The following is a 26,516-nucleotide window of genomic DNA, read 5'->3' as shown; positions in this document are numbered from 1 at the left end:
TTTTGGATAATAACCTTTTACGCTGGTTACATTAACTAGCGTGGAGGTGATTACAATGGCAAAACAACCAAACAAAACTCAAGCTGGTACTAACGTTCAACACGTTAAACAACAAAACGCTCAAGCTGGTCAAGCTCAGCAACAATTCGGTACTGAGTTTGCATCAGAAACAAATGCTCAAGAAGTAAAACAACAAAACCAACAATCAGCAGCTAAGAAAGCTCAAGCTTCTGGTGGTCAAAACCAAGGTCAACAACGCTAATTACAAACAAACAAGGCACCCCTAACAACCGGGGGTGCCTTTATCACTTTAACGAGCTGAGGGACGGTTCTCGAATGCTTCACAGCTGTGAAGCATTCGAGAACCGTCCCTCAATGCTTTAACGCGATCGAGAACCGTCCCTTAGTGCTTTAATGTGTCACGACAAAAGTGGTGGGATTACGACAGAAGTAGTCAAAGGGTTTGAGGAGTCTTCATCGAATTTAGGTAGAGGAGAACCTAATTAGGACGGTGAAGGTGTTGGGAAAATTTGAGCAGCTGGTAACGAGTCAGATGAGGACTATGGATAAACTGTTATTCCTTCAGTCGGAGATTGAGCGCTGTCAGAAAATTGAACAGGAGCTCATCGGACTTCAAGAGAAAAGCAAGAAGCTTCGTTCCATTTCAAAAGAAATTCTTGAAATGAAAAAAGAGCTGAAGCAGGTTCAGGAAAGGTTTCAAGAACAAACGAATGAAGTGATTCGCTCTTACCATGAGAAAAAAATGGTCATGTAGAAAATCTGAATCTAAAGTGTCTGAAAGAACAAAAATGATTCAAATATTAATCGCAGCCTTAACTTTTTTTTTTATCTTTTTAAAGTTGTGATTTCAGACACTTTATTTAGATTCAGCCTCTTTTGTTTTAAATTCTTCATGAAAACGTTATAATGATAAAATAGATAATTTTGCAAGGAAAGTAGGGGATATCCATGGCGGTTCCCAATGAAGGTCAAAAGCTTCAAATACATAGTTATAAACATGATGGGAATATCCATAGAATCTGGGATGAGATGACGGTTCTAAAAGGAACTAGAAACCTTGTAATCGGCGGGAATGACAAAACAATGGTGACGGAATCTGACGGAAGAACTTGGATTACGCGTGAGCCAGCGATCTGCTACTTTCATGCTGAACTATGGTTTAATATAATTTGCATGATTAGAGAAGACGGTATTTATTACTACTGTAACTTAAGCTCACCATTTGTTTATGACCACGAAGCACTTAAATATATTGATTATGACTTAGATATTAAGGTATTCCCTGATATGACCTATACTCTTCTAGATGAAGATGAGTATGAGGCACACGGAAAATTGATGGGTTACCCTGATGTCATTGATCAAATTCTTCAAAGAAATGTAGACAAGCTCGTAAGATGGATAAGACAAAGAAAAGGTCCATTTGCCCCAGATTTCATTGATATTTGGTATGAACGGTTTTTATTTTACAGAGGTTAGAAAAAACCTGTTGGAAATGTTTCAACAGGTTTTTTAATTTTTAAAGGCTGTATTCTTTTTGTAACAAGGTTGTTCCTCCGCTGCAGGTGCGAGGCTCCTGCGGAAGTAGCGGGACAGGTAAACCTCTGCTGGGGCAAGGAAATGAGGAGGCTTACCGCCCGCCCCGCGGTATGTGAGCATCCTTTCGTTGCAACGAAAATAACCTTTTAAAAAGGAAAGATAAGAGAGAGGAGGAAAAACATGAGCATTATTAAAAGATATATGAAATTTGTTAAACCTTATCGACTACAAATCATTGGAACACTAATCATTGGAATAATAAAATTCATCATCCCCCTATTAATCCCGATTCTCATTCAATATGTAATTGATGATATACTTGGTAGTTCAAGTATGACGACAGAAGATAAAACATCAAAGCTCCTCACCATTATGGGGGCAATGATTGTATTATTTGTTTTAATAAGGCCACCAGTTGAATATTATCGCCAATATTTTGCCCAATGGACGGCGAGTAAGATTCTATATGATCTAAGAGATAAGCTCTTTGGACATATTCAAAAGTTAAGCTTTAAATATTATTCAAATACTAAGGCAGGAGAAATTATTTCCAGGGTCATAAATGATGTCGAACAAACAAAAAACTTTGTAATTGTAGGTTTAATGAACTTATGGCTAGATGCTGCAACGATCATTATTGCTGTTTCTATCATGTTTACATACGATATCAGTCTTACCATAGTATCCTTGATTGCATTTCCGTTCTATGCGATTTCAGTAAAGTATTTTTTCGGTCATCTCAGACAATTAACAAGAGACCGATCTCAGGCATTGGCAGAGGTCCAAAGTTATCTGCATGAAAGGGTTCAAGGGATGGCAGTGATCAAAAGCTTTGCCGTAGAAGACCATGAACAAGGGCAATTTCAAGGACATAACTCTAATTTCCTAGAGAAAGCGTTAACTCAAACAAGCTGGAACGCAAAGGCTTTTGCCGTTGTAAATACGATCACAGATATAGCCCCGCTAATTGTCATCGGTTATGCAGGTTATCAAGTGATTCAAGGTGAGTTGACCATTGGTGTCATGGCAGCCTTCATTGCATACATTGATCGACTATATAATCCACTTAGAAGACTTGTTAACTCATCGACAACACTGACCCAATCAATCGCTTCGATGGATCGTGTGTTTGAACTAATTGATGAAAAATATGATGTGGACGATGAACCAAATGCGAAGGAATGCAAAGAGGTTGCAGGGAAAATCGACTTCAAAAATGTCTATTTTCAATATAATGAAGAGGAAGAAAAGGTTCTTCGAGATATAAACCTTGAAATTCACCCAGGTGAAACAGTAGCTCTGGTTGGGATGAGCGGGGGAGGAAAATCCTCACTTGTTAGTTTGATCCCGCGTTTTTATGATGTGACACAGGGCGAAATCCTTTTAGACGACACAAATATTAAGGAATTTAAAGTAAGAAGCCTCCGTGACAAAATTGGAATGGTATTACAAGATAATATCCTTTTTAGTGAATCGGTAAAAAGTAATATCCTTTTTGGAAACCCTAATGCTACTGAAGAAGAGGTCGTTGCTGCCGCAAAAGCAGCCAATGCACACGAATTCATTCTCAATCTTCCAGATGGATACGATACAAAAGTTGGGGAGAGAGGCGTCAAACTTTCAGGCGGACAAAAGCAAAGAGTTGCCATTGCCCGGGTATTTTTGAAAAATCCCCCACTTCTAATATTAGATGAAGCCACATCTGCTTTAGATCTTGAAAGTGAACACCTTATTCAAGAGGCCATGCAAAAACTAGCTAGAAACCGAACTACCTTTATTGTGGCTCATCGACTATCTACCATAACCCATGCAGATCGAATCATATTGATGGAGTATGGAGAAATCGTGGAGATGGGAACGCACGAAGAGCTTATGTACAAACAAGGGCATTATCATAAATTATTTCAAGTACAGCAGTTAGATGGATGATGAATGGAACGACTCTTTATCGGGGTCGTTTTTTTGTACCGCTAATGGGCGTATTCTTTATTTTTAAGTTCGTAGTGTTAGCGCTACCATCGAAGCGCAGATTTTTGGATAAGACTTATTTAATTATAACTAATCTTTTTGATAATACGGCCCTATGCTTCTATAGTGAGTGAACTGATCCTTTTTATGGAGGAATGTAAAATTCAAGGAGTCGTATGAGGTCGTGAAAATCCAGAAAAGCAAAAATGACGTCCTCCAAGGAGCCGAATGAGGTCGTACTTTTGAAAGGTGCGTGTAACATGGGATTATTTTTACCTTTTGAATTATTTTACATTGGCGGGAGATAAAAAGGCTGACATTATTTGTTTTTATGATATTAATCCCTTTTTTTAAGAAAGTACACTCAAATAGCATTAAAATTGTTGAAAAGTATTTTCATCAATTTTTGTTCTCTGGCAAGAGTTCATTTTCAACTTTAAGGTATTTATCGATTTCTGTACAAATTTCGACAAGAGATAGCGAGGTTTTAGGAAACAAAAATGCCTTTTCTTTAAAACCATGGCGTCAGTCGCTCCCATCGAAGGCGCGTATTTTTGAATAGGATTGTAACTCATATAAATTAAATAATAGGATTTTTAAGTAGCGACGGACCCTATGCTTATGACGTAGAAGTGCTGGACCCTGTTATCGGAGGGATGGTTTTTGAAGAGTGTATGTGTTGCATGCCATTTATATGGAATCTATCTGCGTTTTGAACTCTTCTGCAATTCATTAAGTGAGTGTTTTTCCTCAAGATCGTGGTGTCAGTCGCTCCCATCAAAGGCGCGTATTTTTGAATAGGATTGTAACTCATATAAATTAAAATAATAGGATTTTTAAGTAGTGACGGACCCTATGCTTATGACGTGAGAGTACTGGACCACGTTAGAGAAGAGGAGTTTTTTGAAGAGAGTGTGATTCAATCCTTTTTATACGGTATCTCTCTTCGTTTTATTAAGTTTCTTTTTTGCATATTGATAATTGTTAGACAAGATGTAATAATAGAATACGGACAATATTCTGAAATTAAAGAGTGTTTAGAAAAAATAAAAAATGTTGTTTGGGGGTTAGCAACTATGAGTACAAAGCCACCTCTGTTGAAGGTTGAGGGTTTGAGGACATCTTTTTTTACAGATGATGGAGAAGTTCCTGCTGTAGATAATGTCAACTTCCATGTAAACGAAGGGGAAATACTTGGAATTGTTGGGGAGTCAGGTTGTGGGAAGAGTGTTACGTCTTTATCGATTATGGGGTTAGTGCCAAGTCCTCCTGGAAAAGTTGTAGGGGGAAAGATCCTTTTTGGAGAAGAAGACATAACCACAGCTTCAGAGAAAAGGATGAGAGAGATCAGAGGAAATGAGATTGCGATGATTTTCCAGGAACCAATGACCTCTTTAAATCCTGTATTTACAATAGGAAATCAACTAACGGAAGCGATTCGCATACATAGAAAATGTAATAAGACAGAAGCGAATGAAAGAGCTATTGAAATAATGAAACTCGTCGGTCTTCCGAGAGCGGAAGAATTATTAAAAGATTATCCTCATCAGTTATCTGGCGGCATGAGGCAACGTGTCATGATTGCCATGGCAATGGTTTGCGACCCTAAAGTCCTGATAGCAGATGAGCCAACGACAGCTCTTGATGTAACGATTCAAGCACAAATCTTAAAGCTTATGAAAAAATTGAATAAAGAGTTGAACACGGCAGTTCTTCTTATCACCCATGACCTTGGAGTAGTAGCTGAAACCTGTGAACGACTAGTTGTCATGTATTCAGGCAAGGTGGTAGAAGAAGGGAAGGTCGAGGATATATTCAATAATCCTCAACATCCATATACAAAGGGTCTCATTTCATCTGTACCAGATATGAGATATAAGCAGCAACGATTGTATTCTATTCCGGGAAATGTACCAAAGCCAGGATCGATTCGAGAGGGTTGTCGTTTTGCAGCAAGATGTGAGCATGCATTTGATCGCTGCTTGGTAGAAACGCCTGAACTCTATCAAACGGCAGAGGGTCATTGCACTCGTTGCTTTTTGTATGACAGCAAGGAGGAAATAGCCTATGACAGAAACATTGCTAAAGGTTGAAGGTCTAAAAAAGCATTTTCCGATTTCAGGGGGGATCCTTGGGAAGACAGTCGGTCATGTTAAAGCAGTTGACGGAGTTTCTTTTGAAGTAAGAAAAGGTGAGACCCTTGGAATAGTAGGGGAAAGTGGTTGTGGTAAGTCAACTACTGGGCGAATGCTTCTAAGGCTGATCGAACCTTCAGAAGGAAAAGTTAGTTTCGAAGATAAGGAAGTTACAAAACTATCAAACTCTGAATTACGCAAATTGAGACGGGATATGCAGATGGTGTTCCAGGATCCATTTGCTTCCCTTAATCCGAGACATACAGTTGGGAAAATTCTAGAAGAACCTCTCATTGTTCACGGGATTGGCTCTCCTCAAGAGAGAAAAAAACGTGTTCATGAATTATTAGAAATCGTAGGATTAAGCAGTTATCACGCCAAACGTTATCCTCATCAGTTTAGTGGTGGTCAGCGTCAACGGATCGGTATTGCTAGGGCGTTAATGACGAAGCCGAAGTTGATTATTGCAGATGAACCGGTGTCAGCTTTAGACGTTTCGATCCAATCTCAAGTATTAAATCTTATGCAGGATTTACAGAAAGAATTTGGCTTAACGTATCTCTTCATCGCACATGACTTAGGAGTTGTTCGTCATATAAGTGACAGAGTAGGAGTCATGTACTTAGGTAGGATGGTAGAGCTTAGTGAGAGTGAAAATCTTTATGATAAGCCTCTACATCCTTATACACAAGCACTGCTTTCTGCTGTCCCGATCCCAGACCCTAAGTTTGAAAGGGATACGATCCTGTTGCAGGGAGATATTCCAAGCCCATCAAATCCACCTAGTGGTTGTGCATTTCATACGAGATGTCCACATGCGACAGAGATCTGTAAGCAGCAGACACCAGAATTTAAAGAACAATCTAAGGGGCATTATGTAGCTTGCCACCTTTATTAGGGGGCAGAGACATATATTTTAAAAAAAGATACTAGGAGGGGTTCATTTTGAGAAAGAAAAGTTGGGCAATCGTATTTGCATTATTAATGGTTGTCTCTACAGCACTTTATGGTTGTGGATCTGAATCTTCAGGCGGAAACAACGATAGTGGGGGAGAAAGTAAAGGCGGTCAGGAAACGCTTATTTTTGGTCGTGGTGGAGACTCTGTTGGTCTAGATCCAATCAAAGTTACTGACGGTGAATCATTTAAAGTAACGAAGAACATATTTGAAACCCTTGTTGATTTCGGTCAACAGGATACCGAAATTCACCCAGCACTCGCTGAAGACTGGGAGATTTCTGAAGATGGTTTAACTTACACCTTCATGCTTCGTAAAGGGGTAAAGTTCCAAGATGGTACAGATTTCAATGCTGATGCCGTTGTAACAAACTTTGAAAGATGGGCGAATGGAACTAAAGACGAATTCTATTATTATGCTTCGATGTTTGGAGGCTTTAAAGGTGATGAGGGACATGTCATCAAAGAGGTCAAAGCTATTGATGAGCATACAGTTGAATTCACTCTAAAACGTCCACAAGCACCATTCTTGAAAAACCTTGCAATGAGTCCATTCGGGATTGTAAGTCCAAAAGCTCTAGAAGAATTAGGGGATAAGCTAGCTGAAAACCCGAAAGATGCTGGTACAGGTCCATTTAAATTTGTTGAGTGGAAGCGTAACGACAAAATCGTTCTTGAGAAAAATGAAGACTATTGGAAAGAAGGATATCCAAAGCTTGAGCAAGTTATCTTCAAATCAATTCCTGAAAACTCTGCACGCTTAAATGCTCTAATTTCAGGGGAAATTGATTTAGCTGATGGTGTTAATCCAAGTGATGCGGAACAAGTTGAGAATGCAGAAGGATTAAAGCTATTTGAGCGTCCTTCTATGAACGTAGGGTACCTAGGATTGACAACTACAAGAGAACCATTTAATAATCCGAAAGTACGCCAAGCACTAAATCATGCAGTGAACAAGCAAGCGATCATCGATGCTTTCTTCGAGGGTAAAGCTGAAACAGCGAAAAATCCAATGCCGCCAGTAATTGCAGGTTATAACGACGATATTGAAGGGTATGAATATGACCCTGAAAAAGCGAAGAAGCTTCTGGCTGAAGCAGGCTTCCCTGATGGATTTGAAATGGAACTTTGGGCAATGCCAGTTCCTCGTCCATATATGCCAGATGGTCAAAAAGTGGCAGAAGCGATTCAAGCTGACTTCGCAAAGATTGGAGTTAAAGCAGAAATCGTTTCATATGAGTGGGCAACCTATCTTGAGAAAGCTCGTTTAGGAGAAGCGGACGCATTCTTACTTGGTTGGACAGGTGATAATGGAGATGCCGATAACTTCTTATACGTTCTATTAGATAAAGACAATATCGGAAGCAATAACTACACTTACTACAGCAATGATGAGCTGCACAAGCTTTTAATCGAAGCTCAATCTGAAGTAGATGAAGAAAAGCGTAAAGAGCTATACAAAAAAGCTCAGGAAATCATTCATGCTGATGCACCATGGGTTCCACTCGCGCACTCTACTCCATTATTAGCGGGTAAAGAAAATATTAAGAATTTCTATCCACATCCAACAGGTTCAGACAAACTAGGTGAAGTAGAATTTGAATAAAAAGAAATAAGGGGGAGATTTCGTTGATTTCTCCCCTTTCTATATCATTCATTTTTTACAACCTCTTAGAAAAAACCTTACCAATGAGGTGAATAAACATGTTTCAGTACACCGTAAGACGGTTGTTTCAGTTAATTCCTGTATTACTAGGAATGACGCTAATCGTTTTCTCTATCATTCGTGCCATTCCCGGTGACCCAGCACAGGTCATTCTTGGGCAGCAGGCTTCAAAAGAAGCGATTGCGGCGTTACGTTCAAAATTAGGATTGGACAACCCTTGGTATATCCAATATTTTGATTATTTAAAAGGATTGTTCCAAGGAGATCTTGGTGAATCCATTAGAACTAAAACAGAAGTGGCTCAAGAAATTTGGCCATATTTAGCGGCAACATTTGAACTTTCAATTGTAGCGATCATCATTGCAGTTGTGATCGGAGTAAATGCTGGCATCATTAGTGCATGGTTCCAAAACTCCTGGTTTGACTATACAGCCATGGTTCTTGCTTTGATTGGTGTATCGATGCCAATCTTCTGGTTAGGTTTAATGGAACAATGGGTGTTTGGAATCAAGCTCGATATGCTGCCAACGACTGGTAGAGAAGATATTCGGGACCCGGTTAATGCGATTACCAATCTTTACATAATCGATACGATCATTCAAGGGCGATTTGATCAGCTTGGAGCCGTGCTTAAACATCTTGTTTTACCTGGAATTGCCTTAGCAACGATTCCAATGGCGATTATTGCCCGTATGACACGTTCAAGCATGTTGGAAGTCATGCGTTCAGATTATATCCGTACAGCACGTGCGAAGGGGTTAAGAATGTTTTTAGTCGTTTACAAACATTCTTTAAAAAATGCCGTTATACCAGTGTTAACGGTAATCGGCTTACAGATGGGGTTACTTCTGGGAGGAGCGATTTTAACAGAAACGATTTTCGGCTGGCCGGGAATCGGTAGGTATATTTATGATGCCATTAGCTATCGTGACTATCCTGTCATCCAATCTGGAATCCTTGTAGTCGCAACCATTTTTGTAACCATTAATTTAATCGTGGATTTACTATATGCAGCCGTAGATCCAAGAATTAAGTATAACTAAGGAAGTAAGAGGTGACTAACATGGCAGAACTAGCACCAAATACAGGCGATGTTAAGCAGAATGTACAAGAAGAGACAATATCACCTTGGAGAGAAGCCTGGAGAAGCTTCCGTAAAAATAAAATAGCATTAGTTGGTTTAGGGATTGTTCTTTTCTTTATTATTATTGCATTGTTTGCTCCCGTCATTGCTCCACAAGGTATCAATGAACAAGACCTCTCAAAACGATTACAAGCTCCATCTGGGGAGCATTGGCTAGGAACTGATGACTTTGGAAGGGATATTCTTTCTAGGATTATTCATGGAGCGAGAATCTCACTTTGGGTTGGATTTTTTGCAGTGGTTGGATCAGCTGCTGTTGGAAGTCTTTTAGGGATTGTTGCTGGATACTATGGAAGATGGGTCGATACGATCATTTCTCGTATATTTGATATTATGCTGGCTTTTCCAAGTATTTTATTAGCGATTGCAGTTGTGGCAGCTTTAGGGCCATCTCTAAGAAATGCTTTAATCGCGATTGCCATTATCAATGTTCCGAACTTCGGGCGTCTTATCAGATCAAGAGTCCTCAGTGTAAAACAGGAAGAATACGTCATGGCTGCTAAAGCTATAGGAATGAAGGACAAGCGGATTTTATTCAGTCATATTCTTCCGAACAGTATGGCACCCATTATTGTTCAAGGAACGTTAGCGATTGCAACCGCTATCATTGAAGCGGCAGCTCTTGGGTTTCTAGGCTTAGGTGCACAAGCTCCGACTCCAGAGTGGGGGAAAATGCTTTCCGATGCCCGCTCATTTCTATTACAAGCCCCGTGGACAATGATCTTTCCGGGACTTGCGATCATGCTAACGGTATTAGGCTTTAATTTAATGGGTGATGGATTACGTGATGCTCTCGACCCTAAAATGAAGAACTAATAGCAAAAAGCTCCCAGCATGGGAGCTTTTTGCTATTCTTCATCATCAATCTTTACCTCATTATCTTCAATATGATAAGACTGGAAGCTCGTGATAAGCTTTTCTAGATGTTCTAACTGTTCATCATACTCAAAGATCGCTGAGAAGATGTATAGAAGATGAAACGTATTTAGATCTTCCTCCTGATACGAATGTTTAAACTCTTCCATAAATAACTTCATCATTTCGCCTCTATTTAAGCTAACATGATGAGGAACTTCTGATTCTGATTGTGAATGCATTTTTCCTATAAACTTTAAAAGAAGCTGCTCATGATAGGTAAGGAGCCAATCTAACTGCTCCTGGATTAATGAGCGTAATTCTTCAGGTAAATGAGCCATTTCATTTTCATAATGATTTAGCCTTCTTAAAATATCAAAACTGCGCCGTGCTGATGAAATCATTTGCCTGTATATCACTAGCTTTCGGTTTTTTGCTAAGTTATTTGACTTAAAATAATTTCTCTCTTCTTTATAAAGCAAGTAAACAGATTCAGCTTTAGTTAGCTTTTCCCTCATTTTTTCTAAATCTTTTTTGAGTAAATGAAAATCAGAGGCATGCCTAGAACTTAAACGAATCCATTTCAAAACTTCTTCCGTAACATCAGAAATATTATAATAAAGCTTTGTCTCATATTTAGGTGGAAGAAAAATTAGGTTAATAATAAAAGAAGAAAATACCCCAATCATAATCGTTGAAAATCTTATGGCCGCAAATTGTATAAAATCATCCTGTGGCGATTCCATTATCGAGATTAGTGTCACGAGGGCTAACCCAATTGTATTCTCTAATTTTAATTTTAAAATGATTGTTATGGCGATAATGACAGCTAAACCAATAACTAGAACATTATTTCCAAATAACAGAACAAATAATACTGCTGTGATGGCGCCGATTAGATTTGCCTGAATATGTTCAATAATCGATAAATAAGAGCGATAAATAGTAGGTTGAACGGCAAAAACAGCAGCGATTCCTGCAAATACCGGAGTCGGTAAATGCAGAAGTTGTGAAACAAGTAAAGCTAAAACAATGGCAATCCCCGTTTTAAGGATCCGGGCTCCAAGCTTCATTTCGTTGAAATCCTTTCTTTGTGTAATTTCTTCTGTACATCTTAACACATATGTTTTTTTGTTAAACAATAATGTACTATACAATTTAAAAATTACAAGTGAAATAGTGTAAATGGCACATTTTTTCATCAATAGTATTCCTAGTATGGATTGAAAATAAGAATCAAGCAATATTTTCAGGCACTCTAGCGTAACCATCATATGAATTTCAACGTTAAATTCCACGGCAAAAGTCTAAACCTACTCTATCAAGTAGGATTGTAACACAAGTTTTGTGATTTGAAAGCCATATAAGATAAAGAGGAGATAAAAAACGAGACTGTCTAAAAAAACAAGCAGTCCGGAACTACAGCTTCCATATATAGAAGAAAAGCTCACGGACATCTTCTCTATATGGTCAACTATATAGGTTCCGGACTCCTTATGGGACAGCTACGTTTGGAATCTCTTTCTTAATTTATAACTTTTACTCCGTCGATACAGAAGGATCTGCTTGCTCCTTAGCAGGAATCACTTGCAAGAAATGCTCCTCAACATTTTCAAGCAGTAATCTAAGCTGTTCTGCTTCACTTGATTGTTCTTCTTCAAGGTATTCGATGTAGCGACTTAATAATTCGTTAATATCCTTTACACCTTGTAGATTTAGTTCTTCAAGGGAAACCTTTGCACCCTTAGCAATTCTTCGGGTTAAGGCATCTTTCGTTAATCCCATTTCAGGCTGATGCCTTAGATACACCACTCCACCTGTCATACCGGCACAAATCCATGGTCCTGGGTCTCCTAAGACTAGGCCACGTCCGTTTGTCATATATTCAAACGCGAAACCTTTTATGTTGGCCTTTGATCCGATATTTCCAAACTCATTGGCTGGGATCGGGTTCTTGAGGAGTCCACCTATGATCATGTCGGCTCCTGATAGACGAATCCCAGCACGTGCGTCAGCATTCCCTTGAACGGCTAATAATCCTTTTTGTGCACCATATCCAAACCCTTTTCCAACAGCACCATTGAAAAATTGGTTTGTCTTGCTTTTCCCTTTCGTTACAATAATACTGCCGCCAAAGGATGTTTTTCCAATTCCGTCTTGTGCTCCTCCACTTACTATGATGTTGATCCCCTCGGAATTATAAGCACCAAGACCATTACCTGGTATCGACGAGTCCTTATAGGAAAGTGTTACAGGTTGAAGCTCGCGATAGGTACCATCTAGTCTTCCTCTAACACGGTGGCAGGAAACCCTGCTTCCAAGGACCCGTTGGTTTGAGATCACATTTGAAAACTCTCTGGAGGTGTGAAGCTCATCGATACAATGGTCCAAATACTCAGCACCTGCTGCTATTGATATAGAGGGTTCCTCCTTTGACACTGCCGCTTCTTTCATGAACTGGCCAACCTCAAGAGTAGATAGCAGGGAAGATAGATCTATTTGTTCTTTGCCTTTTACTTGATCCAGTAGGTCAGAACGTCCGACAATATCTTGAAGACGCTCGACACCAAGTGAAGCAGTCAGTTCTTTTAATTCATTCCCAAAAGCAGTGAATAAATTCATCAATCCTTGAACAGCTAAATCAAATTGACGTGGGACGAAACGACGCAAGCCATGGTCTTTCGCTTGGGCTTCAGACTCAATTTGAGTAGCAATCCCTACATGGCAAGTATCAAGATGACAGCCTCTGCAAGTTGTACAGCCAATAGCAATCATCGATAATGTACCAAATCCAATTCTATTGGCTCCAAGGAGCATGACTTTGATTATATCTTGAACACTTTTAATTCCGCCATCCGCCCAAATCTCGACTGTATTTCGTAAGCCTGATTCAATGAGTGCGTTATGGGCAGATTTTACACCAATTTCAACAGGGAGACCAACATGCTGCAGGGCATGAATTCTTGCTGCTCCAGTTCCGCCATCAAATCCACTTAGCGTAATAATATCAGCCCCTGCTTTCGCAATTCCAACAGCAATCGTACCTATATTAGGGACAACAGGTACTTTAACAGCCACCTTTGCTTGGTCATTAGCTGTTTTTAATTCATGAATCATTTGAGCTAAATCTTCTATGGAGTAGATATCATGATTATTAGATGGTGAAATCAAATCAGAACCAATGGTTGCATTCCGTGCTTCTGCAATTTTGGCTGTTACTTTAGAGCCTGGCAGGTGACCACCTTCACCTGGCTTTGCCCCTTGGCCAATTTTTATTTCTAGTAAATTGGAGGAGTTTAACAATTCAGCGTTAACCCCGAAACGACCTGAAGCTATTTGCTGTCCACGAGTGTTGGGATATTTTCCAAGCATGTTTTTGATTTCTCCGCCTTCACCATTCATACTAATCATATTTAATCGCTCGGCCGCTTCAGCATAGGCTCTAAATGCCGTTTCATTTTGAGAGCCGAATGACATGGAAGCGATAACGAATGGGAGGTCATGAGCACCGACACTTATATCTATTTTTTGGCTGTCAGCTGGTTTATCTGCCGTTTTCAATGCAGTAAGATGTCTTAGTGTAACAGGCTTTGATTCTTCCTGTTCCGTAATCTTTTCACGATATTCATCGTATTTACCAGATGCAGCCACATCTCCGATAGACTTCCAAATTCTTGGGAAGAGGTTGAAGCTTTTGGCGATTCGTTGTTTCTCATCATGATAATCTTTTGCCCTTTGAATGGCATCTTCTTTCATTTTTGAGAAATTGTATTGCAAATTCTCTGCTCCAAAGAAGTTTACAATACTTAAAACATCTGAAACTTCTTTATTTAATCCAATACTTGAGAAGAGTCTTCCATATCCGCGAAGCTCATGGATGCCAATGGTAGAAATGACTTTTTCTAGCCCTTTTTGTAAAGCGCTGTATAGATTAAGAACTGGTTCGTCAGTGTCATCTTCTAATATCGTCAAGAACATATAGTAAGGACTAATGGCGTTTGCTCCTAATCCAAAGGCAAGGATTAAGTCGTGTAATGAACGAATCGCTGCAGACCTTAATACAAGGGAACATTCCCGTCTTAATGATTTTCGATTTAATTCCTGATCAATGGCAGAAAGGACTAGATGTGGGTCGAGCCAATATTTATTCTCCTGATGTGAATTACCGTCATCTAAAACGATGATCGTTTTACCTGATTGCACAGCTTTAGCAGCATCATCTGATAAACGACTTAGTGCATTCTTAATACTCTCATCTTCCGAAAATGTAACGGAGAGATGATGAGTGAGATCATGTTTATTAAAATATCCTATTAACTGATCGTAGCTAGGTTGTTCAAGAGTTTCAGAACATTCGTAGCCTACTTTACCTTCTATTAAAATAGGAGACTGCAATTCAAGAATCGGACTACTTTCTGTTGTTTTCAAATAAGAAGGTCGCTTACCAATAATCGATCTCGTTGAAAAATGCTCTGTTTCACGATCGCGGTCAATCGCTGGATTTGTAACTACTGCAACACTTTCTTTTATAAAATCAGCAACATTTTTTCTGTTTGGATTAAAGGCTGCTAGTGGGGAGTCATGCCCGAGAGAACGGATAGGTTCTGCTCCTTTTTCTGCCATCTGTTCAACAAGCTGGACTTGATCTCGTTCCCAGCCGAAAGCATTATATTGTCCATTTTCAACTTTGGAAGGATAACTCATCATAATATTTTTCTCGATTTTCGGGATAGCTAAGTGCTTCCTGTGTCCCTTAAATTCTATTTTATGTGAAAAACGCTTATAGACTTCTTTCTGATAGTGATCGTAATCGAAAAGTACAACCGAATTTCCATCCCATTTAAATCCAACCTTTTCTCCAGGTGCCAGTGGTTTAGGGTCATTGATAAATGTAGTCGAAGGAATGACGCCTGGTTCAGATGCAAAGACATAGGAGCTTTCAATTTCCATCATCCAAAGTGGACGAAGACCAAGAGAATCTACGCTAAAGACGGCCTCATCTCCAAAACGGGAAATAATACCTGCCGGACCTTGTGCGAAATGTCCCCATGCTTCTCGAAGATAAGTATATAGATCCTGTAATTCTGAAGGGTATTGTTTGATTTCGTTCACAATCGGAGGAAAGATTAGCTCCATTGCTTCAAATAATGAATAGCCATCGCGGGCAATCAGTGTTTCCATGATCCGGTTCAAGTCCTGTGAATCACTACCACCCTTAACAAGTGGGATACTAATCATTTCCGCTTCATCCCGCAATTTAGAAATCGTATTGATTTCACCATTATGGCCGAGAACACTAAAAGGTTGTACACGGAAAAAGTTTGATAATGTATTGGTAGAATAACGGTTATGTCCGAGAGTCATAGTAGAGGCCATTAATGGGTGTGTCAGGTCCAGGTAATATTTTGGTAAAATATCTCCTGCGCCCATGACTTTATATACAGCGTAATCGGGACTTAGAGAAGCTACGTGAATATTTTCATTTTCTTCGATATGAATAGTTGCTTTAAAGGTTTTTGAATATATTTCTTGTGGTTTATTCGTAGGCGCTAGCAAAGCAACCTGAAAGAAATACGGATTTTCTTGATGAGCAATAGGTCCTAAGCTTTCTGGGTTCGCTGAATCCTTCACAACATGAAGGATTTCAAATCCTTCTTCTTGAAGCTTTGTTAGAATTTCCTTTTCACCATTGTCCACATTAAACGTTCTCTGAATAAAAAAATGCCCAACCACAAAGCGAGAAGAATGGACAACCGAGGGGTTTTTCCTTACATTTGATAATTTCTCTTCCCATAGTCCTTTAGGTACATCGACATGAATACCAACGCCATCACCTTCACCGTTGATAAAACCAGCACGATGATCCATGGTTATTAAAGCTTGAATACAACGATCAATATTTTCTTTAGTAGGATGCTTTGCTTTTTCAATTGAGGCGACAATTCCACACGCATCATGAACGTCTTTGTGGAAGTCTTTAAACAGATGTGGTCCAAAGTTTTGGTTTGCATTTTTCAAATAAAACACCTCCGAGAAATTAAAAATGAATGAAATGGGAGAATGATAGAAGAGTAATGAGATGGAATCAGTCATAGAGCTCAAAAAATGAAATGTATTTTAAAGTGGTTATGGCTTTGGCCAAAATAGCGCCCGCTCTTAGAAATATATAAATATCCCGCAAGGAACTATTTCCTTACAAAGGGCGCTTTTTTGCTTTAATTAAAGTATCTGTACAATAATATAATCATATCATAAGAATTTTCTGAATTCAATTATTTATTCATTAGTATGAATATTCATTAATATACATAAAGAGTTAAATTGAAAGCGTTTACATGAAATTCATAAACAAAGGCGCATAGGGCTAATAGCCTCTTGCGCCAAATGAATTATTATACATTATTCAATTCTTGGAAAGCTTCTCTAACTGCTTTAATGGTTTCTTTAATATCTTTATCTGTATGGGCAATGGTAATAAACCAAGCTTCGTATTTCGATGGTGCTAAATTAATTCCTTTATTCAGCATAAGCTTGAAAAATTTCGCAAACATTTCGCCATCTGTGGCCTCTGCTTGTTCATAGTTCACAACCGTTTCATTTGTGAAATACAGTGTAAGAGCACCTTTTAGCCGGTTAATCGAAATCGGAATCTCATAGTCTCTAGCAGCTTGGAGAATTCCTTCTTCTAGCTGAGCTCCTAATTGGTCTAAATAGTCGTAAACGCCTTCTTCCTTTAGAACTTCCAGGCAGGCAATCCCTGATAAAATCGATGCAGGGTTCCCTGCCATTGTTCCGGCTTGATAGGCTGGTCCAAGTGGAGCGACTTTTTCCATAATATCGATTCTTCCTCCATAAGCTCCAATTGGTAATCCGCCGCCTATTATTTTTCCTAAAGCGGTTAGATCAGGCTTCACACCTAACATATCCTGAGCACCACCATACATAAATCGGAATGCGGTAATGACCTCGTCGTAAATTACTAATGCTCCAGCATCATGTGTCACCTTATTCACATCTTCTAAAAATCCTGGCTTTGGTTCGACGATCCCGAAATTTCCTACAATCGGCTCAACTAAAACTGCGGCAATTTCATCTCCCCATTTCTCCATGGCTTGCTTAAAAGGTTCGATATCATTAAATGGGACCGTAATAACTTCTTGTGCAATGCTTTTTGGAACACCGGCAGAATCAGGTGTGCCGAGTGTAGAAGGCCCAGAGCCAGCTGCTACGAGCACTAAGTCAGAATGGCCATGATAACATCCTGCAAATTTAATGATTTTATCTCTTCCTGTGTAGGCGCGAGCGACACGAATCGTTGTCATGACCGCTTCTGTACCAGAATTCACAAACCGAACTTTCTCAAGGCTAGGCATCGCTTCTTTTATCATCTGGGCAAACTGTACCTCGTGTGGAGTAGGTGTACCGTATAATACACCGTTTTCCGCTGCTTTTTGTATCGCTTTCGTTATGTGAGGGTGTGCATGACCTGTAATAATTGGACCATAAGCAGCAAGATAATCAATGTATTGATTCCCATCGACATCCCAAAAATAGGCACCATTTGCTCTTTCCATTGCTACAGGTGCACCGCCGCCGACAGCCTTAAAAGATCGTGATGGGCTATTGACGCCCCCGACTATATGTTCTTGAGCCATATTATGTAAAATCTCGGATTGACGAAAATCCATATCATTTCCTCCTCTAAGTGAACTTTCATTGTTCATTGTAGTACTCCCATCCCCATTGCGCAAATAGTCAACACTTCCTGTTTTTAGCTTGTAAGCCTAGCAAACTCAATTTCTTTATTAACTGTGGTAAACTATTGAATGGCATCTAAAGGAAGGAGTGAATCAGGTGACAAATGCAATAGAAGTAAGAGACTTAAAGAAAGAATTTAAATCCTATTCTAGTCGTTCAGGTTTAAAAGGAGCATTCCGGGATTTATTTACCCGTAATTATAAAGTAATCTCAGCAGTAAACAATATAGGTTTTACCGTTAAACAAGGAGAAATGGTTGGTTACATTGGGGAAAATGGAGCGGGAAAATCGACCACCATTAAAATGCTAACAGGCATCCTTACACCTACATCTGGAAATGTAGTCGTGAATGGAATGATTCCATATAAAGAAAGAGAAAAGTTTGTAAAGTCCATTGGGGTTGTTTTTGGACAACGATCTCAGCTTTGGTGGGATATCGCCGTTCAAGAATCATTTCAGCTGTTAAAGAAAGTCTATAATGTTCCGGACGAACAATACAAATCTCATATGGATCATGTCATATCCACCTTAGATATTGGTCCGTTGTTGGACAAGCCTGTTCGAAAGCTTTCATTAGGCCAAAGAATGAGGTGCGAACTTGCAGCAGCACTAGTGCATAATCCACCACTACTGTTCTTAGATGAACCAACGATAGGGCTGGATGTTCTTGTTAAATTGAAGATTCGTCAATTTTTAAAAGAAATAAACAAAAAATATAACACTACTATTCTCCTGACCACACATGATTTATCTGACATTGAAGCACTTTGCGAACGAGTTGTCATGCTTGATGAAGGAAAAATCATTTATGATGGTCCATTAAAAAGACTGAAAGAAAATTGGGGTGACCAAAGGGAAATTCACTTTCAGTTTCTCGAAGACACTTCACTTGCATCTTTAATAGACCTTACAAATGATATGGAAGTAGAGTGGGGGTACAATACGAAGGAACAGCGATATGAAGCCATTGTTGCTGCAGATGAAGAGCGGATTTCTGCATTGATTACTAAAGTTGTATCAACTCATAAAGTAAAAGATATGAAGATACTAGAAACAACGACTGAAGAAATTATTCGGAATATATATGAAGTTGGGACAGTGTAGAGTTGTTGGAATTTGTGTCGGATTTTGAAGAGCAATGTCGGTTCGAGATCTATAGTCTTATTTGGACAAATAAATAGGGCTTATGGAATAAATTATGCAGGTGCTAAGTTGTAGGACTTAAAAGAAGTGGTGATTCCTTTCGTAGACACCTCCAATTAACTCACAGGTAAGGAGGGATTTCATTGGCAAAATACATTGAAATGATCCGTATTCGGTTTTTAATGATGTTAGCGTATCGAACCAATTATTATAGCGGAATCTTAATATACAGTATTAATATCGGCGCCTATTACTTTCTATGGCAAGCGATTTATAGTGGGAAAGAAGATATTGAAGGATTATCGGTTATCCAAATGACTACCTATGTTGCTGTCGCTTGGATGGCCAGAGCATTTTATTTTAATAATATTGATCGGGAAATTGCAATGGAGATTAAAGAAGGGAAGGTAGCCGTCGAGCTTATAAGACCGTACAGCTATCTGGGGATGAAGACGATGCAAGGGCTGGGAGAAGGGATCTTTCGGTTGCTTTTCTTTTCTGTGCCTGGAATGGTCATTGTTTCTCTCGTTTTCCCTTTAGAACTATCATCAAACCTAGTAACGTGGGGAACTTTCTTTTTATCATTAGTGTTTAGCTTTATCATCAATACGCAAATTAACTTGATTACAGGTATGACTACTTTTTTCTTATTTAATAATGATGGGCTAATTCGGGCGAAGCGTGTCGTGATCGATTTGTTTTCAGGATTATTACTGCCAATCAGCTTCTTCCCGCTTTGGGCACAAGATATTATGAAGTTTCTGCCGTTTCAAAGCATCAGTTATGTTCCGAGTATGATTTTTACGGAGGGATATAAAGGGGCTCAGATGTGGGAAGCCATTCTCCTTCAAGGTGCATGGGCTATCTTATTACTCATTCCCATTCAAATTCTGTGGGTATTGGCGAAAAAACAAATGGTTATTCAAGGAGGGTGAACATGTTTTACGTGACGATTTTCTTTCAATATGTTGCCCAGTATATGAAAACTAGACTGCAATATCGTATGGACTTATTTGTAGAAATGATCTCGGACCTTTTGTTTCAAGCTGTTAATTTAATCTTTATTTTAGTTGTTTTTGGGCATACCCAATTATTAAGTGGCTGGAATCAGTATGAGATAATCTTTATTTATGGATTTTTCCTTGTACCCTATGCATTCTTTTCTTCGTTTTTTAATATTTGGGATTTTAATGAGCGATATATTGTAAAGGGTGAAATGGATAGAATTTTAACGAGACCGATTCATAGCTTGTTTCAGGTCATCCTTGAGAGAATGGAACTTGAATCTCTATTTGGAGTCATCACTGGTTTAGTGATTATGTTCTACTCAGGAAGTCAGCTTGGATTAACGATCAATTGGCTCGACCCAATCTTGTTTGTTCTATTTGTTATTGGCGGAACACTAGTATATGCAGGGATATTTGTAGCGTTAGCGAGTATCGGATTTTGGTCTGATGCGAAAACATCGATTATGCCGATGATGTACAATATCGGGAACTATGGTCGATACCCAGTAGATATCTATAATAAGGCGATTCGATTTGTCTTAACATGGATATTACCTTTTGCCTTTGTGGGTGTTTATCCGTCAGCTTATTTTTTGGGGAAAGAAGAATGGTATTATTTTTCCTTCCTGACTCCTCTCATTGGATTCGCCTTCTTTTTTTTCTCCATCTTTCTTTGGAATGAAGGAGTTAAGCGGTATCGAGGGGCAGGGAATTAATGAATGGTTCGCTTTCTTTAAATGGAAGCGAGCCTTTTTATTTCTTTTTATACAAACATTTTTTCGCCCATGACAGCGTAGAATGTTAAGACGAGCTATAAGGGGTGATACGGGTGATTTATCTTATCGTTCTGGCCATCATTGGATGTATGATGATGAGTATTATCACATTATTTTTACCTACATGGAAAGAGCAAAATCTGTCTTTCCAAAATTTCTTATTTCTAGGGATTTCATATATTGTGATCATGATAGGGTTTGGTCTGCTTTATGTCCTGCTAGAGCTTGAAGGAGTGCCGATATTAATAGAAAATGGCGAAGTTTTTACCGGTGATTTCTTTGATTATCTATTTACAGGAATCTATTTTAGTGGAATCACGCTATTTTCAGTTGGATATGGAGATTTATCACCAGTAGGATTTGGCCGCGGAATAGCGTTGGTAGAATCCTGGCTTGGTTATACAATTCCAGCAGCCTTTGTCGTGAAGACATTTCTCATGGATAAAAATAGCTAACGTTTGAGTTTCTTTTCTATATTGGGTAGTCTAACAATACAAACCTAATAGGGAGGTATTCAAATGTCAGTAGAAGTTGGAAAGAAAGCACCAGAATTCGAAATGCAAGCAAATAATGGTGAAATTATTAAGCTATCCGATTTTCAAGGGCAAAATGTCGTACTTTATTTTTATCCAAAAGATATGACACCAGGCTGTACAACAGAGGCTTGCGATTTTAGGGACAAGCATGAGGAGTTCAAGGATGTCAATGCGGTAATTCTAGGGGTTAGCCCAGATCCAGTTGACAAACATCAGAAGTTCATCGATAAGCATGGTCTTCCTTTCTTGCTATTAGTGGACGAAGATCATAAAGTTGCTGAAGATTATGATGTATGGAAGCTAAAGAAGAATTTTGGAAAAGAATACATGGGGATCGAACGTTCGACCTTCCTCATTGACAAAGAAGGAAATCTAGTAAAAGAGTGGCGAAAAGTCCGAGTAAAAGGTCATGTGGATGAAGCATTAGAATATATCCATGAAAACATGTAAAATTTTTTCGCCTATTTTGCATCACAGGAGGCTTTTGTCCATGCATTTTTGTTATACGTTCATACGTTATAGTAGGGCATACCTCCTCATATAAGTCTAGATGTAAGGTCGACAATGGTCGGCCTCTTTTTTATGGCTGTTTTCGCAAACTTTGCTGCTATGAGCAAATAGCTGTATCCTTTTCAATGCTTAATGATAGAAGGGAGAGGTCGGAATTGAAAGGGCTGTTCAAAAAGGGGATAAGAACCACTCATGGATTGAAGCTTTGGTTTCTGACTCCCTGGTTTCAGGAGAATAAATTTTGATACGTTCCCTCCCAATTAGCTTGTGCATAAATTTGAGGCCTCGTGCAATTTCAAGTCATTTTTGTGTATAGATTTAGGTTCTTGTGCATTTTCAAACCAATCTCATGCAAAAAATCAAAAAGTTGTGCATTACTACATTCAAGTTAAGGTAAAGATGATTCTCCTTATTCGTGGTGTGAGCTAAAATGATTTTCGTGTGAATTCTCTAACAATGAGCCGTCTGATCGTATTAAAATGAACCAATCAGACAGCAAAAAACACCAATTTTAAGAAAACAGACATTTTTATCGTTTCGTGATAATTGTCTGAATGTTTTTAGAAATGATAAAATAAGTAAAACATCTCATAAGGAGTCCACTTAATGAAGATTCTATTTACATTTGATCCCGAAAAAGAATTAAGAAACCAATTAATTAAGACGTTTCCGCAGTGTGAATACGATTTTGTGAAAACAATAAACGATGCAGGTCAGCTGCTTTCTCAAGCAGAAGTCATTGTAACAATGGGAGAGGATTTAGAGGATCATCATATTGAAGAAGCGACCTCTTTACGATGGATTATGGTCACTTCAGCAGGAATGGAAATGATGCCTTTTGAGAAAATTAAAGAAAAGGGAATCCTCGTAACCAATGCAAGAGGGATTCATAAGATCCCAATGGCTGAATTCACGATTGGACTTATGCTGCAGCATGCTAAACAATTTATCCCGCTTAACGAGCAGGAGCATGAGGAAATATGGAGCAGGCGGTTACCGACAAGTGAGCTTTGTGACCAAACGATTCTGATTCTAGGAACTGGTGCAATAGGACAAGAAATTGCTCGATTAGCTCAAGCATTTAGAATGGTTACCATTGGAGTAAACACAAGCGGTACTCCAGTTAAGTATTTTGATCGTATCGAGACTATAGCAAATTTGGAATCGCTGCTACCTGAAATTGATTTTTTTGTATCTGTTTTACCAAGTACTAATAAAACAAGGTATATTTTAAAAAAGAAACACTTTGAAATGATGAAAGCCAGTAGCGTTTTTATTAATCTAGGAAGGGGAGATGTTATAAGAGAAAGTGTACTGCTTAAAGTCATGGAAGACCAGGACATTACGCATGCTTTCTTAGACGTTTTTATTGATGAACCTCTTAAAGAGGGGCACCCTTTTTGGAAAATGAAGAATATCACCGTCACACCGCATATCTCAAGTACTACAAAAATGTACGTGCCGAGAGCATTTGATATTTTAAAACATAATCTCCGTACATATATTCATAATAAGGGAGACTATATAAACATTGTTGATGTGGAGAGGGGTTATTAAATGAAGATCTATACAAAAACGGGAGACAAAGGCACCACTTCATTAGTGTATGGTAGTAGAGTATCCAAATCAGATCCACGCGTAGAAGCATATGGAACATGTGATGAGGCAAATTCTATGATAGGGTTGGGAATGAGCTATTTAAAAAATGAGTATTTCGAACAAAAGGATTCATTTCTTGAAGAATTCCACAAGATTCAGACGGCATTATTTCATGTTGGGGCGGAGCTCGCGACTCCTTCTGGAAAAGAAGTAAAGTGGAAAGTAGATGAGAAAGATGTTAAGGATCTTGAAGAAGTGATCGATAGCTGGGATCGAGAGCTTACTGGACTTAAAAATTTCATCCTGCCAGGAGGGCATCCTGCTGGAGCAGCACTCCACAACGCAAGAACAATAGTCCGTAGAGCGGAAAGAGAAGCTGTTTCTATTGAAGATGAAGTGAATCCACTCGTTTTAGCCTATTTAAATCGCCTATCTGATTTCCTTTTTGTAGCAGCACGATATACCAACCATCATTTAGGTGAAACAGAGAAAAATCTTCATGAACAAAGCGAAAAATAAGGAATGATTGACAAAAGGCAAGTTTCATTAGTACACTATTTATAAAGATTATAAAGTAATAATTTTTATGGAAAAGAGGTGCATGACGATGTCAGAGATTCAATTAAAAGAAGCTGTTGACACGCTAAAACAGACGGGAGTCCGAATTACTCCTCAACGTCATGCGATTTTGGAGTATTTAATTCAATCCATGTCACATCCTACAGCTGATGATATTTATAAAGCTCTTGAAGGGAAATTCCCAAATATGAGTGTTGCTACAGTCTATAATAATCTCCGTGTTTTTAAAGAAGTCGGCTTGGTGAAAGAGCTCACGTATGGGGACGCTTCCAGTCGTTTTGACTTCGTAACGACAGAACACTATCATGTGATTTGTGAAGATTGTGGCAAAATTGTAGATTTCCACTATCCAGGTCTCGATGAAGTAGAACATCTTGCATCACATGTAACAGGCTTCAAGGTAAATAACCATCGCATGGAGATTTACGGAACCTGCGGTGACTGCAGTACAAAAAAAGAACATTAATAATGATAGGAACTGTCCATTGTAGGGGCAGTTCTTTTTTTTGAGGGTACCACCAACTAAAAAATCGATTTCATCACAAATACAAGAAAAAACTGACCCATACATTTCTTTGGGTCAGTTGGTGTTTAATGATTTTTCTTTTTATTATAGTCCTCGTTAAAGTCTTGTCCTTCGAGATTAGGGTCTAATGTCAATGGTTCATTACAATACATACACATATCCACTCTTCCAAGAACCTTTGTCGGCTTTTTGCAATTAGGACAAACGACTTGTACTGCTTTAGTCGAAAGCATCCCAATCCAAAAGTAAACCACTGTACTCCCGATAATCGCTAATAGTCCGAGAAGCATAAAGATCGTCATAACGATAGGGTGTTCTCTAAAAAAGATTCCGCCATACATAATGATAAATCCAATAAATATTAAACTTAACGCGAATGTGCGGATTTTATTAATTTTACTTGAATATTTTTTTGCCATTATTGTCCCTCCTAGTCCAATACTATACCATATTTCTATGTCCTTATTGGAATAAAAAGTGGGCAAATGTCGAACTTTGACTATAATGTAAGAAGGATATTTTCACTGTCTGTCGAAATAATAACCGAAAGATTGAAAGTGAGTGGAGGAATATTTTATGGAGGATATCTTACGTCCTATCTATCAAGAAAGGGCGAGCCACCCCAATACTCTTGGAGTTTTAATGATTGATTATAGAGAAAAGGGAAGCCCGATTACAGATACATTTGATATCGTATTATTAATCATTGTTAAAGAGGCGGAACAGCCGCTATTCATTAAACATTACACTTATCTAAATCAAAAAGCTGCCATGCATATTGTCAGTAAAGATCAACTGAAAGAATGGATGCTTCTTGGTTCCAATCGAAGAATCATCGATTGGATCTTTAACGGAAAAATACTCTTTGATCGCAATGAGTATATTACTAACCTTAAATTAGAGCTCAGGGAATTTCCCTTCTATGGAAGAAAAATTAAAATTGGCTTGGAGTTTGCAAAGCTAATAAGAAGATATATGGATGGAAAAGTTTTTTTCGAAAACAAACATTATCTAGATGCCTATAACCACATTGTTCATTCTCTCCATCATTTAGCAAGATTGGCCGTAATCGAAAATGGTTTCCACCCTGAAGTAACGGTATGGAATCAAGTAAAACAAATCGAACCAGAAATCTTTAAACTCTATGAAGAGCTGGTAAGCAGCGAAGAAGACCTGCAAAAAAGGTTGGAGCTATTATTTATAGCAAGTGAATTCTTAATCCATTCGCGTACAAATACAAGTGTGGAACATCTATTAGTTGTGATGAGGGAAAAAGAGCAATGGAGTTTTCAAGAGCTGCAAAATCATGAAGAAATCAAACACTACTCGGTTGATTTAGGAATGCTAATAGAGTTTCTGACAGAAAAAAATGTGATTGAAGTCGTGAATGTAGAAACAAAAGGACAAGGGATTTTTCATCGATATTATCGAGTTAAGAAAAAATTATAGTAAAATATCAATATTGTATTGACTTTAAATAATAGAGTTGATATATTAATAAACGTCGCTGCTGAACGACGTCCTTAAACCGGTCAGTGGCGACTGAAAAACTTCAAAAAAAGTTGTTGACATAAATGACTATGAGATGGTAAGATAATAAAGTCGCTTCAAACGGAGCGGACACATTGAACCTTGAAAACTGAACAAGACAAAACGTCAACGTTAATTCTAAAAGATTTACAACGTAAGAACATGGTTCTTATACAAATGAGCAAGTCAAACTTCTATCGGAGAGTTTGATCCTGGCTCAGGACGAACGCTGGCGGCGTGCCTAATACATGCAAGTCGAGCGGACTGA

Annotated in this window: 22 protein-coding genes and 1 rRNA gene; 19 read left to right on the top strand and 4 right to left on the bottom strand. The window is 38.6% G+C overall.

Translation table 11 applies throughout. The features are described from left to right. The first annotated feature begins 55 nt into the window (after nucleotides 1–55). From JOC86_RS17805 to nikC, 9 genes are all read left to right on the top strand, one after another. Entirely contained in the window at nucleotides 56–262 is a 207-nt protein-coding gene (locus tag JOC86_RS17805) for a gamma-type small acid-soluble spore protein (RefSeq protein ID WP_205174298.1), read from the top strand. Between the two features lie 258 nt (nucleotides 263–520). Next, entirely contained in the window at nucleotides 521–775 is a 255-nt protein-coding gene (locus JOC86_RS17800; protein WP_205174297.1) for a YgaB family protein, read from the top strand. A gap of 194 nt (nucleotides 776–969) precedes the next feature. Continuing rightward, the gene (gene ntdP / locus JOC86_RS17795) at nucleotides 970–1,500 is read left to right on the top strand and encodes a nucleoside tri-diphosphate phosphatase (RefSeq protein WP_205174296.1); all 531 of its coding nucleotides are present in this window, start codon (nucleotides 970–972) and stop codon (nucleotides 1,498–1,500) included. A 240-nt stretch (nucleotides 1,501–1,740) separates the two neighbouring features. Continuing rightward, nucleotides 1,741–3,489 (top strand): ABC transporter ATP-binding protein, encoded by a 1,749-nt coding sequence (locus JOC86_RS17790; RefSeq protein WP_239587690.1) that lies wholly within the window; start codon nucleotides 1,741–1,743, stop codon nucleotides 3,487–3,489. Between the two features lie 1,115 nt (nucleotides 3,490–4,604). Further along, nucleotides 4,605–5,621, top strand: coding sequence for an ABC transporter ATP-binding protein (locus tag JOC86_RS17785; RefSeq protein ID WP_205174295.1), 1,017 nt, complete (start codon nucleotides 4,605–4,607; stop codon nucleotides 5,619–5,621). Next, entirely contained in the window at nucleotides 5,596–6,561 is a 966-nt protein-coding gene (locus JOC86_RS17780) for an ABC transporter ATP-binding protein (RefSeq protein WP_205174294.1), read from the top strand. Before JOC86_RS17785 ends, JOC86_RS17780 begins: the two co-directional genes overlap by 26 nt. Before the next feature lie 86 nt (nucleotides 6,562–6,647). Continuing rightward, a complete protein-coding gene (locus JOC86_RS17775; protein WP_205174701.1) occupies nucleotides 6,648–8,225 on the top strand; it encodes an ABC transporter substrate-binding protein in 1,578 nt (525 codons plus the stop codon). Nucleotides 8,226–8,323: 98 nt separating this feature from the next. Next, nucleotides 8,324–9,328, top strand: coding sequence for an ABC transporter permease (locus tag JOC86_RS17770; RefSeq protein ID WP_205174293.1), 1,005 nt, complete (start codon nucleotides 8,324–8,326; stop codon nucleotides 9,326–9,328). Between the two features lie 20 nt (nucleotides 9,329–9,348). Then, nucleotides 9,349–10,245, top strand: coding sequence for a nickel transporter permease (gene nikC, locus JOC86_RS17765; protein ID WP_205174292.1), 897 nt, complete (start codon nucleotides 9,349–9,351; stop codon nucleotides 10,243–10,245). Nucleotides 10,246–10,277: 32 nt separating this feature from the next. Here the strand turns inward: nikC and JOC86_RS17760 are convergent, their stop codons facing one another. From JOC86_RS17760 to JOC86_RS17750, 3 genes are all read right to left on the bottom strand, one after another. Beyond that, nucleotides 10,278–11,357, bottom strand: a complete 1,080-nt coding sequence (locus JOC86_RS17760; RefSeq protein ID WP_205174700.1) for an FUSC family protein — start codon at nucleotides 11,355–11,357, stop codon at nucleotides 10,278–10,280. Nucleotides 11,358–11,823: 466 nt separating this feature from the next. Continuing rightward, nucleotides 11,824–16,311 (bottom strand): glutamate synthase-related protein, encoded by a 4,488-nt coding sequence (locus JOC86_RS17755; RefSeq protein ID WP_419096121.1) that lies wholly within the window; start codon nucleotides 16,309–16,311, stop codon nucleotides 11,824–11,826. A gap of 365 nt (nucleotides 16,312–16,676) precedes the next feature. Then, complete coding sequence (locus tag JOC86_RS17750) at nucleotides 16,677–17,972, bottom strand: glutamate-1-semialdehyde 2,1-aminomutase (protein WP_205174291.1); 1,296 nt, start codon at nucleotides 17,970–17,972, stop codon at nucleotides 16,677–16,679. Between the two features lie 166 nt (nucleotides 17,973–18,138). Here JOC86_RS17750 and JOC86_RS17745 point away from each other — a divergent pair, with 166 nt between their 5' ends. The 8 genes from JOC86_RS17745 (at nucleotide 18,139) to perR (ending at nucleotide 24,658) form a co-directional block, all read left to right on the top strand. Continuing rightward, nucleotides 18,139–19,146 (top strand): ATP-binding cassette domain-containing protein, encoded by a 1,008-nt coding sequence (locus JOC86_RS17745; RefSeq protein ID WP_205174290.1) that lies wholly within the window; start codon nucleotides 18,139–18,141, stop codon nucleotides 19,144–19,146. A 182-nt stretch (nucleotides 19,147–19,328) separates the two neighbouring features. Next, nucleotides 19,329–20,120, top strand: a complete 792-nt coding sequence (locus JOC86_RS17740) for an ABC transporter permease (protein ID WP_205174289.1) — start codon at nucleotides 19,329–19,331, stop codon at nucleotides 20,118–20,120. A 2-nt stretch (nucleotides 20,121–20,122) separates the two neighbouring features. Beyond that, a complete protein-coding gene (locus tag JOC86_RS17735; RefSeq protein WP_205174288.1) occupies nucleotides 20,123–20,908 on the top strand; it encodes an ABC transporter permease in 786 nt (261 codons plus the stop codon). 113 nt (nucleotides 20,909–21,021) lie between these two features. Continuing rightward, on the top strand, nucleotides 21,022–21,423 hold the full coding sequence (locus JOC86_RS17730) for an ion channel (RefSeq protein WP_338021777.1): 402 nt from the start codon (nucleotides 21,022–21,024) through the stop codon (nucleotides 21,421–21,423). 63 nt (nucleotides 21,424–21,486) lie between these two features. Continuing rightward, nucleotides 21,487–21,954, top strand: a complete 468-nt coding sequence (gene bcp / locus JOC86_RS17725; RefSeq protein ID WP_205174287.1) for a thioredoxin-dependent thiol peroxidase — start codon at nucleotides 21,487–21,489, stop codon at nucleotides 21,952–21,954. A 666-nt stretch (nucleotides 21,955–22,620) separates the two neighbouring features. Then, on the top strand, nucleotides 22,621–23,571 hold the full coding sequence (locus JOC86_RS17720; RefSeq protein ID WP_205174286.1) for a D-2-hydroxyacid dehydrogenase: 951 nt from the start codon (nucleotides 22,621–22,623) through the stop codon (nucleotides 23,569–23,571). Next, on the top strand, nucleotides 23,572–24,132 hold the full coding sequence (locus tag JOC86_RS17715; protein ID WP_205174285.1) for a cob(I)yrinic acid a,c-diamide adenosyltransferase: 561 nt from the start codon (nucleotides 23,572–23,574) through the stop codon (nucleotides 24,130–24,132). 88 nt (nucleotides 24,133–24,220) lie between these two features. Continuing rightward, nucleotides 24,221–24,658, top strand: coding sequence for a peroxide-responsive transcriptional repressor PerR (gene perR / locus JOC86_RS17710; RefSeq protein WP_205174284.1), 438 nt, complete (start codon nucleotides 24,221–24,223; stop codon nucleotides 24,656–24,658). A 125-nt stretch (nucleotides 24,659–24,783) separates the two neighbouring features. Here the strand turns inward: perR and JOC86_RS17705 are convergent, their stop codons facing one another. Then, nucleotides 24,784–25,137 (bottom strand): YgzB family protein, encoded by a 354-nt coding sequence (locus tag JOC86_RS17705; protein ID WP_205174283.1) that lies wholly within the window; start codon nucleotides 25,135–25,137, stop codon nucleotides 24,784–24,786. A 157-nt stretch (nucleotides 25,138–25,294) separates the two neighbouring features. On the opposite strand from JOC86_RS17705, the gene JOC86_RS17700 reads away from it, so the two are divergent. Together JOC86_RS17700 and JOC86_RS17695 are read left to right on the top strand one after the other, a co-directional pair. Continuing rightward, complete coding sequence (locus JOC86_RS17700; protein ID WP_205174282.1) at nucleotides 25,295–26,167, top strand: nucleotidyltransferase-like protein; 873 nt, start codon at nucleotides 25,295–25,297, stop codon at nucleotides 26,165–26,167. A gap of 275 nt (nucleotides 26,168–26,442) precedes the next feature. Continuing rightward, nucleotides 26,443–26,516: ribosomal RNA gene (locus JOC86_RS17695) — 16S ribosomal RNA — on the top strand; the annotation flags it as partial.

Origin of the sequence: Rossellomorea pakistanensis (genome assembly GCF_016908495.1) — a bacterium.
Lineage (GTDB): Bacteria > Bacillota > Bacilli > Bacillales > Bacillaceae_B > Rossellomorea > Rossellomorea pakistanensis.
This window is presented reverse-complemented; position numbering and strand designations above follow the sequence as displayed.